This is a genomic window from Streptomyces sp. NPDC041796 (genome assembly GCF_055590785.1).
Genome location: NZ_JBVJAH010000002.1, coordinates 149,490 through 164,017, shown reverse-complemented (window position 1 = coordinate 164,017; position 14,528 = coordinate 149,490). Strand labels below are relative to the sequence as shown.

Annotated in this window: 12 protein-coding genes and 2 pseudogenes; 7 read left to right on the top strand and 7 right to left on the bottom strand. The window is 70.6% G+C overall.

Features of this window, described 5'->3' with window-relative positions:
- Positions 1 to 502: 502 nt before the first annotated feature.
- Genes ACZ6C1_RS04100 through ACZ6C1_RS04090 form a run of 3 tightly spaced genes read left to right on the top strand, consistent with a single transcriptional unit; the run spans position 503 to position 3,525 of the window.
- Positions 503 to 2,086, top strand: a complete 1,584-nt coding sequence (locus ACZ6C1_RS04100) for a S8 family peptidase (RefSeq protein WP_469237439.1) — start codon at positions 503 to 505, stop codon at positions 2,084 to 2,086.
- Positions 2,083 to 2,421 carry a hypothetical protein gene (locus ACZ6C1_RS04095; RefSeq protein ID WP_469237437.1) on the top strand — a complete coding sequence of 113 codons (339 nt, stop codon included), beginning with the start codon at positions 2,083 to 2,085 and terminating at the stop codon, positions 2,419 to 2,421. The genes ACZ6C1_RS04100 and ACZ6C1_RS04095 overlap by 4 nt, the downstream gene beginning before the upstream one ends.
- 39 nt (positions 2,422 to 2,460) lie before the next feature.
- A complete protein-coding gene (locus ACZ6C1_RS04090; protein WP_469237435.1) occupies positions 2,461 to 3,525 on the top strand; it encodes a M14 family metallopeptidase in 1,065 nt (354 codons plus the stop codon).
- 498 nt (positions 3,526 to 4,023) lie between these two features.
- On the opposite strand, the gene ACZ6C1_RS04085 is transcribed toward ACZ6C1_RS04090, so the two are convergent.
- Positions 4,024 to 4,503 (bottom strand): carboxymuconolactone decarboxylase family protein, encoded by a 480-nt coding sequence (locus ACZ6C1_RS04085; protein ID WP_469237433.1) that lies wholly within the window; start codon positions 4,501 to 4,503, stop codon positions 4,024 to 4,026.
- Positions 4,504 to 4,696: 193 nt separating this feature from the next.
- On the opposite strand from ACZ6C1_RS04085, the gene ACZ6C1_RS04080 reads away from it, so the two are divergent.
- A complete protein-coding gene (locus ACZ6C1_RS04080) occupies positions 4,697 to 5,623 on the top strand; it encodes an RNA polymerase sigma-70 factor (RefSeq protein WP_469237431.1) in 927 nt (308 codons plus the stop codon).
- A 60-nt stretch (positions 5,624 to 5,683) separates the two neighbouring features.
- Here the strand turns inward: ACZ6C1_RS04080 and ACZ6C1_RS04075 are convergent.
- Positions 5,684 to 6,142: pseudogene (locus tag ACZ6C1_RS04075) on the bottom strand (amino acid permease); the annotation flags it as partial.
- Positions 6,143 to 6,162: 20 nt separating this feature from the next.
- Here ACZ6C1_RS04075 and ACZ6C1_RS04070 point away from each other — a divergent pair.
- Positions 6,163 to 6,231 (top strand): annotated as a pseudogene (locus ACZ6C1_RS04070) (transcriptional regulator); the annotation flags it as partial.
- A gap of 200 nt (positions 6,232 to 6,431) precedes the next feature.
- Here the strand turns inward: ACZ6C1_RS04070 and ACZ6C1_RS04065 are convergent.
- Complete coding sequence (locus ACZ6C1_RS04065; protein WP_469237430.1) at positions 6,432 to 7,289, bottom strand: class I SAM-dependent methyltransferase; 858 nt, start codon at positions 7,287 to 7,289, stop codon at positions 6,432 to 6,434.
- A 121-nt stretch (positions 7,290 to 7,410) separates the two neighbouring features.
- On the opposite strand from ACZ6C1_RS04065, the gene ACZ6C1_RS04060 reads away from it, so the two are divergent.
- Positions 7,411 to 8,019 carry a TetR family transcriptional regulator gene (locus tag ACZ6C1_RS04060; RefSeq protein WP_469237428.1) on the top strand — a complete coding sequence of 203 codons (609 nt, stop codon included), beginning with the start codon at positions 7,411 to 7,413 and terminating at the stop codon, positions 8,017 to 8,019.
- Positions 8,020 to 8,576: 557 nt separating this feature from the next.
- Here the strand turns inward: ACZ6C1_RS04060 and ACZ6C1_RS04055 are convergent.
- Together ACZ6C1_RS04055 and ACZ6C1_RS04050 are read right to left on the bottom strand one after the other, a co-directional pair.
- Positions 8,577 to 8,951 carry a hypothetical protein gene (locus ACZ6C1_RS04055; RefSeq protein ID WP_469237426.1) on the bottom strand — a complete coding sequence of 125 codons (375 nt, stop codon included), beginning with the start codon at positions 8,949 to 8,951 and terminating at the stop codon, positions 8,577 to 8,579.
- The gene (locus tag ACZ6C1_RS04050) at positions 8,948 to 9,535 is read right to left on the bottom strand and encodes a TetR/AcrR family transcriptional regulator (protein WP_469237424.1); all 588 of its coding nucleotides are present in this window, start codon (positions 9,533 to 9,535) and stop codon (positions 8,948 to 8,950) included. Before ACZ6C1_RS04050 ends, ACZ6C1_RS04055 begins: the two co-directional genes overlap by 4 nt.
- 827 nt (positions 9,536 to 10,362) lie before the next feature.
- Here ACZ6C1_RS04050 and ACZ6C1_RS04045 point away from each other — a divergent pair.
- On the top strand, positions 10,363 to 10,623 hold the full coding sequence (locus tag ACZ6C1_RS04045; protein WP_469237423.1) for a hypothetical protein: 261 nt from the start codon (positions 10,363 to 10,365) through the stop codon (positions 10,621 to 10,623).
- A 197-nt stretch (positions 10,624 to 10,820) separates the two neighbouring features.
- Here the strand turns inward: ACZ6C1_RS04045 and ACZ6C1_RS04040 are convergent, their stop codons facing one another.
- Together ACZ6C1_RS04040 and ACZ6C1_RS04035 are read right to left on the bottom strand one after the other, a co-directional pair.
- The gene (locus ACZ6C1_RS04040) at positions 10,821 to 12,344 is read right to left on the bottom strand and encodes a TerD family protein (RefSeq protein WP_469237419.1); all 1,524 of its coding nucleotides are present in this window, start codon (positions 12,342 to 12,344) and stop codon (positions 10,821 to 10,823) included.
- Between the two features lie 490 nt (positions 12,345 to 12,834).
- Positions 12,835 to 14,421 (bottom strand): acetoacetate--CoA ligase, encoded by a 1,587-nt coding sequence (locus tag ACZ6C1_RS04035; protein WP_469237415.1) that lies wholly within the window; start codon positions 14,419 to 14,421, stop codon positions 12,835 to 12,837.
- Positions 14,422 to 14,528 lie beyond the last annotated feature (107 nt).

Genomic DNA, 14,528 nt, shown 5'->3' with positions numbered 1-14,528 from the left:
CTCTGGCCGAAGTGGCGAGAGCTGGAGACCATCCGCCGCTTGGCGCCTTCCGTACCTCCCCGGTACCGGTGGTTGACATCGGGGAGATCACCGGCATGGACCTGGGCCCGCTTCCGGCCGCTGACCGGCTGCCTCCACGAGTACGCCGAGAAGCGGTGGACGCGATGGGAGGGGTTCGAGGACATCATGGTGCAGCGACGACTGATGCCTCGACGTAGGAAGCGCCTCACTCGTTGCCCATGCAACCATCAGTGATGGAAGTGGATGAGCGGGCGAAGAGGGCAGATTCGTGCACAAAATGAGAGACGGCGAATCCCGCCCACCATGTCCCGCCGTGCCCGTGCGGTTGCTCCCATTCCAGGACGCGAGGAGACTGGAAAAAAACGGGGGATATTCCTCAACGGGGTTTTCTCTCTCGGGCCGCGTCCTGTCGCCGTGACGTATCCGGCCGGGACAGCCGCGCCCATGAGGGCAGCCGCGCCCATGAGAAGAGGCGAGTGGGATGTCGCGTCAGTATTACCAACGTGGCAACCTCGTCGAGGCCGAGGAACTCGACGATGTAGTCGCGGTGAAACTGGAGACGGACGGTATGAGGGCCGCCACCGACGCGGAGGCGGAGCTGGGCACGAGCGCACGGGGAGCGCTGCGCGAGGCGGGAATCGACGACGCAACCACCGCGGCCTTCGCCCGCGCGCACTGGGTGTTCGTCAGACCGAACCGGCAGACCCGAGCGGCGGTCGACGTAGGCGAGGAAATCGCCGCGGCGGAGGCTGCGGGCAAGGTCATCCGGCGGCCCAACGGCAGGATCGGTATCGCGACCGACGCGCTGAATGTCCAGCTACAGCCGTCGCTCTCAGAGGAGGAGGCAGAGCGCGAGATCGAGGCGGCCGGCCTCACTGTCGTCAACAAACTCGGCTTCGCGCCGAACCTGTACGAGGTGCGGGCCAGGGCCGCCGAGGACGCCCTCGCGGCCTCCGTGGAGCTGCACGACAACGACCGTTTCCTCTTCGCCGAACCGTCGTTCATCGAGCACGTCCCGACCCGGCTCCGCCCCTCCGACCCCGAGTACCCCAAGCAATGGCAGTGGGAGAACACCGGCATCAATGGCGGCAAGCCGGGCGCCGACGTCCACATCGAGCAGGCATGGGACCACACTCTCGGGGAGGGCGTCCGCGTCGCCGTCATCGACAACGGCTTCGATGTGCGGCACGAGGATCTCGCCAGTGGGCTGGACCCGCGCTCGGGCTTCTACAGCAGCGGCGTGGTGGGCGTGACCTTCACCCAGAACACCGTGGGCATGCCCGACGAAGACCACGGCACTTTCTGCGCCGGCATGGTCGGCGGCCGGCACAACGGCACGGGCGGAGTCGGTGCGGCCCCCAAGTGCGCACTCATGCTGGTGGCGTGCCTGGGGGACACGGTCGGCACCCAGACGACCCTGGCCCGGTCCGTGGCGTACGCCGCCGACCCCTCGACCGAGCCCGGAATCGGCGCACAGCAAGGCGCGGACATCCTGGTCTGCAGCCTGGGCCCGAACGGTGCGGAGTGGGACCTGACCGAGACGCTGAAGAAGGCCCTCGAATTCGCCGCCGCCAACGGACGCGGGGGCAAGGGCATGCCGATCTTCTGGGCGGCCAGCAACGGCAGGAACGTCGACATCTTGCTGGACGAGGTGGTATCCCATCCGGACGTCATCGCGGTGGTCCGGTCGGACAACAAGGACCGGGAGGACAACGCGGCCCGCGGTCCCGAGGTCGAACTGATCGCCCCAGGCGTCGATGTCTTCAGCGCGACGTCCGGAGGCGGCTTCGGCCCGAGCACCGGAACCAGCTTCGCCGCCCCCTGCGCGGCCGGCTGCGCGGCACTGGTGCTGTCGGCCAACCCCGCCCTGACACGCGACCAGCTGCGCGAGATCATGCACCGGTCGGCCGACAAGATCGGTGGCCCGGGTGTCGTCTACGACGGCAACGGCCACAACGACGACTATGGCTTCGGCCGGGTGAACGCAGCCGAGGCCATCGCGCTCGCCGAACTGATCCCGGGGCGGGCGGCGCCAACGGCACGAGTAGGACAGCCGACGCGATGAGTGACACGGGCGGCACCGACGAGGTCCCCGCGGTCTTCCGCTGCCACGTCGTCGCCGAGGACGCCAAGGCACTGCGAAAGTTCATCGCGGAGACCCGGCCCGACACCGGCTGCCGCCCGGTGGCCCGGGACACCGCGGACGGCCTCAGCCTCGACCTCTACTTCCGCCAGGACCAACTCGACTCGGTCAGATCCGCGAGGTCGGCACCACGGGTGAACATCACCACGGTCGAGAACATCACGGAGAACTGGCACGCCAGGAAGCAGGAGGTCGGCGAGGGCGACCGCTTCGCGGCCCGGGGCACCTTGCCCCGAGGGCTCGGCCGCAAGGAATGACCCGCGACCCGACAACCCGCGCGTCCGGACGGAGTGACCGTGTACCTCAACGTGGCCGAGATCGAATCGGCGATCAGCAACCTGCACGCCGCCTACCCGGAGGCGACGGAGGTCCTCACCCCGCCCCACCCCACCCACGAGGGCCGCACGGCACGCCTGCTGCGGATCGGGGCCCGGCCGGCCGACGACGTCGACGGCATTCTGATTCTGGGCGGAGTCCACGCCCGCGAATGGGTGCCGCCCGACGCGCTCGTTTCCCTAGCTGCGGACCTCCTGGATGCCCACAGCATGGGCACCGGGCTCGGATACGGTTCGACGTCGTACACGGCCGCCCAGGTCACGCATGTCATCGACGGGCTCAACCTGTTCCTCTACCCGTGCGTGAACCCCGACGGCCGGGCCTTCAGCCAGACGGCCAACGCGATGTGGCGCAAGAACCGCCGCCCGGCACCGGCCGGACACGGCGGCCCGTCCTGCGTGGGCGTGGACCTGAACCGCAACTTCGGCTTCCTCTGGGACCACACCGCCAAGTTCGCCCCCGATGCGGATGTCCAGACCTCCGACAACCCCTGCGACCCGCAGACGTACCGGGGGCCGTCCGCCGCCTCGGAGCCCGAGACCCGCAACGTCGTCTGGGCGCTCGACGCCCACCCGCGCATCCGCTGGCTCGTCGACGTCCACAGCGCCGTACCCGTGATCCTGCACAACTGGGGCTCGGATCAGAACCAGTCCACGAGTCCGAGCGACAACTTCCGCAACCCCGCCATCGACGCCGTACGCGGCCGCAAGGACGACGGCGTCGGCGAGTTCATCCCCCACCAGGACCTGAAGACCGCCGTCGAACTGGCCGGGCGTATGAACGACGCGGTACGCGGAGTGCGCGGCATCGACTACGGGGTCGAGGCGGCATACGGCCTGTACCCCACCTCCGGCACCAGCGACGACTACGCATACAGCCGCCACTTCACCACCCCGGCCGCCACCAAGACCCTCGGCTACACGATCGAGTGCGGCGCCTCGTTCCAGCCCCCGTATCCTGAGGCCGAGCACATCATCCGCGAGGTCTCGGCGGCCGTCCTGGCCCTCGCCCTCAACGTCCGCTAGGCCATGGCGGGACCACCGGGAAGTGATCGACGCGATCGCCCACAAGGTCCAGACCGGGTGTTCACGGCGCGATGGCCCAGGCCGACGCCGACGACAAGCTCAACCTGGGCATGTGAGTGGACTCCACGGTCGTGCGTGCTCCCCACCGCGCGGCCGGGCCCGCAAGAAGGTGCCCGGTCACAGCCTGGCGGCCACGCCTCGGCCGCTCCCGCAGTGAACTGACCACGAAGGTCCACCGCGCTGCCGATGCTCACTGCCCGCGCGTGCGTTCCACCTCAGGTCAGGCCGGTGACGCGCCTGCCCGCACCGACGTCATGGCTCGCTTACGCGTTCCCCGTCGGCCGGGGCGGCCTCGCGCTGGGCCCGACTGGGTGGACGAGGCCACGCCGCAGCCTTGTGCTGCTACAAGCGACTGGTCAGCCTCACCACACAGGACACCGTTCAAGGCCCGACCCGGCTCGAACAGTCCTGGGCCGGGCCGCATTTCGGGGTTGCCGATCAGCTCGACATGTCGGCGAACATTCCGGGCTCGTACGAACCCCCCGGGTTATGCACGATCACGTTCATCCGGGTGGCCGCGTTGATCAGGGCGACCAGGCAGACCAGCGCACCGACCTGGTCGTCGTCGTAGTGCTTGCGCACCTCGGCCCAGGTTTCGTCGGACACGCCCTGGTCGCCGAGCCGGGTGCCCTCTTCGGCGAGCGCCAGCGCGGCCCGCTCGGCCTCGGTGAACACGGTGGAATGGCGCCAGGCGGCGACCAGGTTGAGCCGGAGGGCGGTTTCACCGGCGGCCGCGGCCTCCTTGGTGTGGACGTCAACGCAGAAACCGCACCCGTTGATCTGGCCGACCCGCAGCTCCACCAGTTCCCTCAGGGTTTTCGGCAGCGTCGACCCTTCCAGGGGCAATGAGGCGTTGTAGAACCGCTTGGCGACCTTCGCGGCGGTCGGGCTGTCGAACAGGTGGAAACGAGGTTCCATGACGTCGTCCTCACTCGTGAAGTGGCGTGCCGCGCGGATCGTCGCGGCGTCCTGACGCACACCAGATGCCGGCCGCCCGATGCTTGTGACAGCACGGTGATGTGATGTGGGCCACCGATCGTGGGTGTCACAAAAGGGCTGGGACCGGCGTCTTGTGCGTGACGCGGTAGGGAGCGAACAGCGGGAGCCGGCCATGAGCGAGCACAGCGAGCAAACGGTGAACACAGCCGAGCCACCCGCCCGTGACGGCCGCATGAACGCCGCTACCGAGGCGTTCGTGGCCCACCGCAACCTGCTGTTCACCGTTGCCTACGAGATGCTCGGCTCTGCCACCGACGCCGAGGACATCCTGCAGGAGACTTGGCTGCGCTGGGCGGACGTCGACCTCGACACGGTGCGTCATCAGCGTGCCTACCTGGTCCGTGCGACCACCCGCCAGGCGCTGAGCCGGCTGCGTACACTCCGTCGGCGCAAGGAGTCCTACGTCGGCCCCTGGCTGCCCGAACCGCTGCTGACCGCACCCGACGTGGCCGAGGATGTCGTGCTGGCCGACAGCGTCTCGATGGCGATGATGCTGGTGCTGGAGACGCTTGCCCCGACCGAGCGGGCGGTGTTCGTGCTGCGCGACGTGTTCGATCTGGAATACGACGAGATCGCGGAAGCCGTCGACAAGAGCCCAGCCGCGGTCCGCCAGATCGCGCACCGCGCGCGGGCACACGTCGGGGCCCGTCGGCCGCGCAAGGTCGTCTCTCCGGCCGAGACCCGCAGCGCGCTCGAGGCGTTCCGGCAGGCAATCGAGACGGGCGATCTGCAGCGCCTGCTCGACATGATCGCGCCGGATGTCGTCCTCTTGACCGACGGCGGCGGAAGAGTGCGGGCCGCGCCAGCGCCCGTCGTTGGCGCCGACAGGGTGGCCCCCGTGCTGGGCAGGATCGACGCCGCAGTGTCGCTGCAGCCGGCACAGGTCAATGGCTATCCTGCGCTGACTCTCCGGGTGGGGGGCAAGGTCGACACCGTCCTGGCGTTGCGCATAGACGACGGTCTCATCAGCGGGCTGTATGCCGTGCGCAATCCTGAGAAGCTGTCACGCATCGACCGAGAGGTCCTTGTGAGCCGTTGAGTCCGTGTCTGCCAGGAACTCGGTGGACGATCCGAACCGGCTGATCTAGGAATCGGAGCTCAGTCGGTGGGGGCGGCCCTCGTGGGGGGAGGAGGGGGCAAGGCGGATGCGTCGGTGGCGGCGTAATGGAACAGGAGGCCGGAGGAGGAGAACCCGATCGCCCTGCGGCGCAGGTCCCCGGTCGCGGCGGCCACGGCCACGACGGCGCCGACCAGGAGTCGGCGCGGTGCGGGACCTGGAACTTGGGTGGACGGCGGCCGGAGCGTGCGGCGGATGCCGGTCGGGGACCATGGCCAGGGCGGTGCGGCAGACTCCGAGGACGAGGGCGGGCAGAGAGCCGAGGGAGCCGAGCGCGGCGACGGCCGCACCGACGCGGACGACGGGCACGAGCCAGTCGGCGTTTGCGGCCCGCATGGCGTCCGACAGCGGCGCCGCCGTTCCGGCCAGCCCGTCCGGTCCGAGCACCATCAGGACCGAGACCGCGACGACGGCATAGACGAGCAGGGTGATGCCCAACGCGCGTAGGGGAAGGGATCCCCGTGCACTGCTACACCGCCCACACGAACGACGTCCTCAAACGCCTGCACCGCATCGAGGGCCAGGAGCGGGGCCTGCAGCGCCTGGTCGAGGAGTACACCGACTGCCATCGACGTCCTCACCCGGGTCAGCACCATGACAAAGGCGCTGCCCCTGACGACGATGGACGATCACCTGCGGCGATTAGGCTCCGGCAAGATCATCGAAGTGTCCCAGTCGATCGCCCGTATGGTCCGCTCCTGAAGCAGCCGCAGGGCAGCCGGGGCGACTGTCATCGTCGCGCGGCCCCGCCGCGTACGGCGGTGACCAGCCAGGAAGTGCTGCGCAGCCATACCGCGCCATCCGCTTCATATCGGCGCAGAGTCGTCGTCAGCGCCTGCCGCGCCTGGGCCTGTTGGTGCGGGGTGACCTGGTCGAGCAGGTGGCGCCCGGGGCCCGAGTCCAGGAGGAACCCCGCGGCGTCCGCCGCGTCGGCACCCCACTTCCCCGGCACCTCGATGCGCTGCACGTCGATTCCGGCGAACCCGCCCGCCGTGAGCAGGGCGCGGATGCGGTCGGGATCGGTGAGGGAGAACATGCCGGGGCCGCCGGGCTTACCGAAACCGCCGAGCGGCAGGATGCCCTCCAGCGAGGCCAGCGCCTCCAGCCATTCGTTCGCCTCGGCTTCGGCCGCGCAGATGAAAGCCAGCTGGCCACCCGGGCGCAGCGCGCGGTGCAGATTGGCGAACGCGGCGACGGCGTCGGCGAAGAACGTCATGCCGTAGCGGCTGATGACCGCATCGAACCCCTCGGCATCGAAAGCGTGGACCTGGGCGTCGCCCTGAATGAACGAGACGTTGTCGACCCCTTCACGCAGGGCGCTTTCGCGGGCCTTGCCCAGCATCGGGCCGGACAGGTCCAGGCCCAGCGCGTTCCCCAGGTGGGCGCGCCGGGCTGCGAGGCGGGTGGTGCGGCCGGCCCCGCAGCCGATGTCCAGCACGGAATCGGCCTCCGAGACGGCCGCCGCGTCCAGGAGGGGTTGGTTGAAACCGTCGTTGACGGCGTCCCAGCGGGCCTGGCTGCGGGCCCACTGCTCGCCCTCATAGCCGTTCCACGCCTCGGCCTGCACGGTGTTGACGAGTCTGTCCATGTGTGAACTCCCTCGGGCTGGGGGTGCGCTACGGCGTGCCCCCGACCTCTAGTATGGGCACGTGCCCAAATAGTATGGGCGAGCGCCCATACGTGCAATGGGGTTGAGGGAAGGGGCAGTTGTGTCACCTCGTGGGGTAGCGATTCCGGACTTGCGTGAGCGGCTCTTCGCGGCCGCCGAACGGGTGGTGGCCCGCGACGGCGCCGCAGCACTGACCAGCCGCGCGATCACCGCGGAGGCGGACTGCGCCAAGGGTGTCCTGCACACGCACTTCACCGGCCTGGACGAGTTCGTCGCCGAGCTCGTCCTTGACCGGTTCGCGCGCAGCGCCCATCAGGCCCAGGCATTGGAAGCGAAGGTGGGGCGAGCCACGGTCGCGGACAACCTCCAGGAAGTCGTCCTCGCCCTGCTGGAAGCCTTGCCTCCGGCAGTGGTGGGGCTTGCCATGACCCGCCCGGCAGCCGCGCTGCACACCCGCGAGGGCTTCCAGTCGGGCGCGCCCGCGTTCGACGCGATCCAGCACGCCTTCACCGCCTACCTGCAGGCGGAGCAGCGCGGCGGCCGACTGTCCGCCGACGCCGACGCCGCCACCATCGCCCTCGCCCTCGTCGGCACCACCCACCACCTGCTGATGACACGGGACCCCGGACGGGGCGAGGACGTCAAGGTGACCACTGGACGGCTGTTGGGCGTTCTGCTCCCCGGTGCCGAGCAGCCGCGCGTGGCGTAGTCCTTGCGGTGGATGCCTGGGGCCTGGTGCCGGCGCCCGGTGCCTGTGTTCGCTCGTGGCGGGCGTGCGGGGAGGCGGCCCCGCCGTGCTTCCTCCGCCAGGGTCTGGCAGCTGACGCCGGGCGGGCACCTGGTAGGACTGCAGATCGTCAATCGCGTCCTCGGGGACCAGGTCCCGGCGGTCGGCGTCGCGTACCGCGAGGATGAGCCGGAGCAGCTGCTGGAGCGGGCGCAGCCACGGTTTGCTGTAGCAGTGCCGGCCGTGTACGCGGCTGTGATCGGCAGGAATTCTCGCAGCCGCGCAGCGGCCGGTGTGGGGTGCGCGGCACGATCTTCAGCGGCGTGGGCTGCGAGGCGCTCACCCGCGCCGCGTCCACGTCGATGCTGGTCGCTGTTGACGTAATCCTCGTGCCGACAGCGCAGGCAGGTCCGCCGGTCCGGGGGCTGCAGCTTCCAGGCGGCGCAGCCCCCGCTCCGCTGGTGCCCGGAGGCGGGTGCCCGGCCGTGGCCGACCCGGCAGGATGCGATGCGCCACGGCGGCCCGATGCGGGTGGCACTTCACCTGGTGCCGATGAGGGCGAGGACTCCGACCGGGAGCAGCAGCATCCACTGCGGGAGCTGGAGGAGCGGCCGTGGCCAGTCGGCGGCCAGCGTGATGGTGAGGAACACCACCGCGTAGGTGAGGTACTGGGCGGCGATGAACAGTACGAGCGCCGTACTGGGCGCGGTTGTGAAGGCGAGGACCAGCAGCGCGACAGAGCTGAGCAGCAGGTCGACGGTGACCATGTGCCATACGACGTGCAGGGTGCGCTTGGGCTCGGCGGCCACCTCACTGCCCAGGAGCGGGCGGACGATCGACCGCCCGCCGGCGACGGCATGGATGAGCGCGGTCGCCGCCGCGATGCCGCCCGCGGTAAGCAGCCAGCCGTTCACCGGGCCTCGATCCCCTTGGTGATCATGACGGCGATGCGCCGGGCCAAATCCGGTCCAGGGCGCTCGCCCATGATTCCGAGGTGGAAGAAGACAGCCCCGGCCAGCGTGTCGAGCACGAGGTCGACCGGCAGGTCGGCGCCGGTCTCTCCGCGCTTCTCCGCCCGGTCGAACACCGCGACGAGCCGCTCCTTGGCCGGCTGGAGGAAGCGGGAGCGGATCGTTGCGCGCAGTTGCGGTGTGGCGGCGAAGTCGGCGAGCAGGCCGGGCAGGGCCGCTGCGGCTGGGGGCGCGGAGAACTCCTCGACCAGGGACTGGACCACTGCGGTCACGTCGCCTTCCAGGGTCCCGGTGTCCGGCAGGTCCGCGGTGTCGGCGGTGGTGAAGACGGCCTCGTACACCAGGTCCGGCTTGCCGGACCAGCGGCGGTAGATGGTGTCCTTGCCGACACCCGCTCGAGCGGCGACCGCGCCGATGGACATCGCCGCGTAGCCGCTCTCCACGACCAGTTCGGCAGTCGCCTGAATGATCGCGGCGCCGGACCGCTCGTCTCTGGGGCGCCCGCGTCCGGAGGGAGAAGGAGTCATGCCTTCATATTTATCATACGGGTCGACCCGTATGGGATTGGGGGCTCGGATCAGTGGGTCAGGTGCCGGTCGACCGGGCGGCTCGACGAGGTGGCCCGCGACCTTCACCGGAACGTCCGTGGAGGTTCCGGCGTTGCCGAGAGGAGCCGGGCGACATCGCCCCGCGTCCTTAATGTGTACGCCCAGCGGGTCATCACCCCGCCCGGCTCGACCACCCCCTTCGGGCTGGGACTGATGACGGCGCTGCGCCCGCTGGCGAAGCCGGGGCGCGACGTACAACCCGGAACTGCTGGGGACGGAGCCCACGGATCCGGCGCCGCCGGAGGCCACCCCGGAGCACCCGATGGTCGTGAACAGCGGCTGAACCGGCGGGTTCCTGAGCGAAGGGCGTACTAGTGGGTGCGGTTGGTGGTCCTTCTGGGGCCGGGGCGGCCCGCGGCAGAGGGGCGTTACCCGCCGGCGTTTCCGCACCGGCGCCGCTGCACCGTCCCCTGCCGCGCCGCCAGGCGTCGCTGTCGGCCTGCCTGCCGTTACGGCACCTGCTGTGCAGCATCCGCAACTCTTTCCCCCAGCACGCCAGGCTGGACCTCGGGCGGGAGGCCGTCCACCTCGACCAGGTGCGGCGGTGGTTGGTCAGCATCCGGCATGGCCACGAACTGGAAAAGCAGTTCTGAGATGTTCGCGCGGATCCTTCGGCGTCATGGGCTTGACCCGGATGCGGTCGACGACGTTGCCCGGGCCTGGTCCGCGTTCCAGGAATTCGTCCAAGAGCAGCTCGAGGGGGAGTGGGCCCGCAGAGGACGACGGCGACGGGTTCGTTGTGCAGGATGACCGAGAAGACGAGTTCTGGCAGCCGCAGCGCTGGAACGTGGAACGTGGAGCTCTTCTTCGCCGACGCTCCGGCCTGGGCCGACTTGGGCGATATGGCCTGGACGGACAGCATGGGCTTCGACTTCGATCCCATCGGTCCTGAACGGGCCGCGGCGCTGGCCCGGATTGGCACGTTCATCGCATCGCTTCCGCAGGTCAGTGCGATGTGGCGGGCGATCCCGGTAGGTAGTGCTCTCCGGCTGGAACCCGCGGACTGATCCGACGGCAGTGCCCGTGCCCCCTGCTCCTGTGTTCTTGACGCGGCGCGACCGCGACGGGCAGTGGCCGCGCCGTGCCGCCGCCCGAAGCCCGCACCCGGCCCCACCGGTCGCCCGCACCGGGCCGTGCTGCGGCCGGTCCGGTCCCGGGACTCGCTCGCCGGGTGGGGTGGTCAGGAGCGAGTCCGGCACTGCGATTATCGGCGGACCTTCAGGGTCCACTTCTCGGCGGTGCGGACCCCGATGAGGCCGGGCGGGACCGCGTAGACCCCGGGCTTGGTGCAGAGCTGGCGCTGGGGGCGCAGATACGCGTCCATGGTGGCCAGCACGATGGTGTCGGTCTCGGCCGCCTGGTCGAGGCGGACCTCCACCTTCGCGCCGGATCCGGTGACTTCCACCAGCTCCCAGCCGTGGCCGGTCAGCTTCCGATTGAGCTCGCGGGCCTTGTCCAAGGGCAGCACTTCCAGCTTCCACGAGGCGGCGTGGTCCAGTTTCACGGTCACGTGGCACCAGCCCTCGGGCCCCACGGCGAGCGGGCCGGTCATCGGGAGGCGGGTGCCGATCTGCCCGACCCGGTCGCTGGTGCCGTCCGGCTGGACGGTGAGCACGTAGCTGATGATGTCCTCGGGGGCCTCGCAGGCGACCCGGAGCAGGGCGGGCGGGCCGTCGTAGCGCAGCACGGCCTGTCCGCGTCCCTCGAATCGCCCGACCAGGGCGGGTATCGTGCCGATCGGGCGCATCCGCAGCCGCCAGTCGCCGGAGCCCTCGACCCGTACCCGTATCTCGGACTCGCCCTTGGTGAAGGCCAGCATCTGCCCCCGTGCGTCGGCCGTGGTGGAGAAGATGCTCAGGTCCGACGCCTCACCGTTGTCGCCGAGCCGCCAGATGTAGAACCAGCTGTGCGGCTCGGCCGCCAGGAGCCGTTCGAACTCCAGGACCGCCGGCCGGCCGGGCTCCGGATTGACCAGGGTCAGCACCTGCTTGCCGTGACCGGCGTGGACATCACGGACGACGGCCTCCCCTCCCTCCGCCCCCGTCGGCCCCGACCCGGAAGCAGGGGTCGGCTTCGTCAGCGAGGTCGCCGTGGCCGTTTTCGTCGGGGAGGCCGCCGGAGCCGGAGCGACACCAGTGGACTCGGGTGCCTCCTTGTGGACCTCGAACATCGCGGGTCCCGGCACCGGCGCGGCCGGCAAGGCGTCGACAGGGATGCCGTAGTCGGCGGCGAGCGCGGCCGGCCCGGCGCCGTACCCCTGACCCACTGCGCGGAACCGCCAGGCACCGTCACGGCGATAGCACTCGGCGAGCACCAGCGCGTTCTCCCCGGCGGCGTCCGTGACCTCGTATCTGGCGACCGGCGCGCGCTCGCCGTCCGCCTCCGTCATCTCCACAAAGAGGCCGGGGACCGCGCCGAACGTGCCGCCCGCGGCGAGGGCGACGATCAGCACCCGCTGAACGCCGGGCTCCACCGCCTCCTCGTTCAGCTCCAGGCTCTGGACGAGCAATCCGCCTTGTGCCGTCCCGCCCAGGTGGCGTACGGCGCCCGAGGCATGCGACGGCTGGTCCCCCCGCACCACGTCGCCTTCGCCCCGGACTCGGCCTGCCGCGTCCACCAGCACGGCCGCGACGGCGACCAGGGGGCTACCCGCGCGGTCCGCCCGGGCCACGGCGATGCGGAAGGGGCCTCGAGAAAGCGGGGTGTTGGCCCCCTTGATGATCGTCATATCGGCATCCTGACACCGCCGACCGCAGCAGTCGATGCCGTGTGCGTACGTGCTGCGGTCGCTCGGCACCGACACCCTCGCCAATTCGCCGCCACCTACGACCAGGCCTGGCCCGGACGTTCGCCTGCCGTCCAGCGGCGCGACGGCGGCCGTCTCGCCTGCCTCGAGGGTGAACGGGCCGTGACGTCGTCACCGTCGGTCTGCGGTCTGACGGGGGCTGAGGAAGATGATCCGGTCCCGGACCGTGAAAGACCGCCGACCGGTAGTCGGCCCGGGCAAGGGTGTGAGAGGTACGCCCGTGGTCGAAGCGCGGGCGGCAGGCGGACCTGACGGTGAGGGCGCTGGGGGAGTCGAAGCGAGGTGTGGACCCCTGACGGTCGGGAAGGCACCGCTGGACCGCCTGTTCGACCTGGTGAAGACCGTCGTCATGGTCAGCGGCCTGCTGCGCGGTGCGCGCCGCCGGGCGGGCGGTACTCGGGCGGACGGGGCGTCACCGGCTCGCGCCCTTGTGGGCCGTACGCGCTGCGAAGTCGGCGAACCAGGTCAGCAGCTCGAAGTGGGTGACGGAACCCTCACTGGCCACGTCGGCGACACGTGCCCCCTGCAGGATGCGCTTGACGGGCACTTCCAGCTTCTTGCCGGTCAGTGTGCGCGGCACGGCGGGAACCGGCACGATCGCGTCCGGCACATGGCGCGGGGACAGCCGGTGCCTGATGGCCGTGGCGATCCGCTCGCGCAGCGCGTCGTCGAGCGCCGAACCGTCGCTGGGAACGACGAACAGCGGCATGAAGTAGCCGCCGTCCGCCTGCTCCACGCCGACGACGAGACTGTCCGCGACCTCGGGGAGCTGCTCGACGACGGCGTAGATGTCGGCCGAGCCCATCCGTACGCCCATGCGATTGAGGGTGGAGTCCGAGCGGCCGGAGACGACGACCGACAGGTCCGGGTGGATCGTGACCCAGTCGCCGTGCCGCCAGACCCCCGGGTAGGCGTCGAAATAGCTCCGGCGGTAACGGGTGCCGTCGGGGTCATCGACGAAGTGGAGCGGCATGGACGGCAGCGGGGCGGTCACCATCAGCTCACCCTGCACACCCGTGAGGGGCTCTCCGGCGTCGTCCCATGACGCCAGCGCGACGCCGAGCGAGGGGCACTGGATCCGGCCGACCCGTACCGGCAACAGCGGGGAGCCGCCGGCCAGTACGGAGCAGATGTCGGTCCCCCCGCAGATGGACTGGAGCCAGACGCCGGGGGCGAGACGGTCGTGGACCCAGCGCCAGGTGCTCGGGGCCAGGGCGGACCCGGTCTGGAGGATGGAGCGCAGCGCGCCGAGATCGGCGTCGGCGGCAGGATCGGTGCCGGACTTCTCCACGGCCGCGAGGTAGGCCGCGCCCACCCCGACCATCGTCGCCCGTGTCTGTTCGGCGACGCGCCAGGCTCCGCCCACGTCGGGGAAGGTGGGGCTGCCGTCGTACAGGACGATCGTGCTGCCGTGCAGCAGGCCGCCGACGAGGAAGTTCCAGACCATCCAGCTCGTGGAGGTGAGGAACAGGTACCGGTCCTCGGGCCGCAGGTCGGCACCGAGTCCGAGGGCCTTGAGCAGTTCCACCACGATGCCGCCGTGGCCCTGCACGATGCCCTTGGGCACACCGGTGGTGCCTGACGACCACAGGATCCACAGCGGGTGGTCGAACGGTACGTCGGCGAAGACGAGCGGTTCGTCGGCGGGCAGCAGTGCGGACCAGGCGTGCTGTTCGACGTCGGGCCGCGTGGACCACCCCCCGGCCGAAGGGAAGAAATGGTCGACGGCCAGGAGATGACGGACCGTCGGGAGTTGGTCCAGGAGCTCGGCGACCGCGGGCCGCCTGTCGTACTCCTTGCCGCCGTAGCGGTAGCCGTCCGCGGCGACCAGGACGGTCGGACGGGCCTGCCCCAGCCTGGCGAGGACACTGGGTGTGCCGAAGTCGGGTGAGCAGGCCGTCCATACGGCGCCGACGGCGGCGGTGGCCAGGAGCGCCACCACCGCCTGGGGGAGGTTGGTCAGGTATCCGGCGACGCAGTCACCGGGCCCCACCCCCATCCGTCGCAGGGCCGGGGGGGGGGGGGGGGGGGGGGGGGGGGGGGGGGGGGCGGGCGGGGGGGGGGGGGGGGGGGGGGGGGGGATAGGGGCGAGCGAAGGGGGGGAGG

Bases quoted from the DNA above. Each gene is read 5' to 3' on its own strand.
- ACZ6C1_RS04100 (WP_469237439.1), top strand. From the start codon at position 503: ATGTCGCGTCAGTATTACCAACGTGGCAACCTCGTCGAGGCCGAGGAA.
- ACZ6C1_RS04095 (WP_469237437.1), top strand. From the start codon at position 2,083: ATGAGTGACACGGGCGGCACCGACGAGGTCCCCGCGGTCTTCCGCTGC.
- ACZ6C1_RS04085 (WP_469237433.1), bottom strand. From the start codon at position 4,503: ATGGAACCTCGTTTCCACCTGTTCGACAGCCCGACCGCCGCGAAGGTC.
- ACZ6C1_RS04080 (WP_469237431.1), top strand. From the start codon at position 4,697: ATGAGCGAGCACAGCGAGCAAACGGTGAACACAGCCGAGCCACCCGCC.
- ACZ6C1_RS04065 (WP_469237430.1), bottom strand. From the start codon at position 7,289: ATGGACAGACTCGTCAACACCGTGCAGGCCGAGGCGTGGAACGGCTAT.
- ACZ6C1_RS04050 (WP_469237424.1), bottom strand. From the start codon at position 9,535: ATGACTCCTTCTCCCTCCGGACGCGGGCGCCCCAGAGACGAGCGGTCC.
- ACZ6C1_RS04045 (WP_469237423.1), top strand. From the start codon at position 10,363: ATGACCGAGAAGACGAGTTCTGGCAGCCGCAGCGCTGGAACGTGGAAC.
- ACZ6C1_RS04040 (WP_469237419.1), bottom strand. From the start codon at position 12,344: ATGACGATCATCAAGGGGGCCAACACCCCGCTTTCTCGAGGCCCCTTC.
- ACZ6C1_RS04035 (WP_469237415.1), bottom strand. From the start codon at position 14,421: ATGGGGGTGGGGCCCGGTGACTGCGTCGCCGGATACCTGACCAACCTC.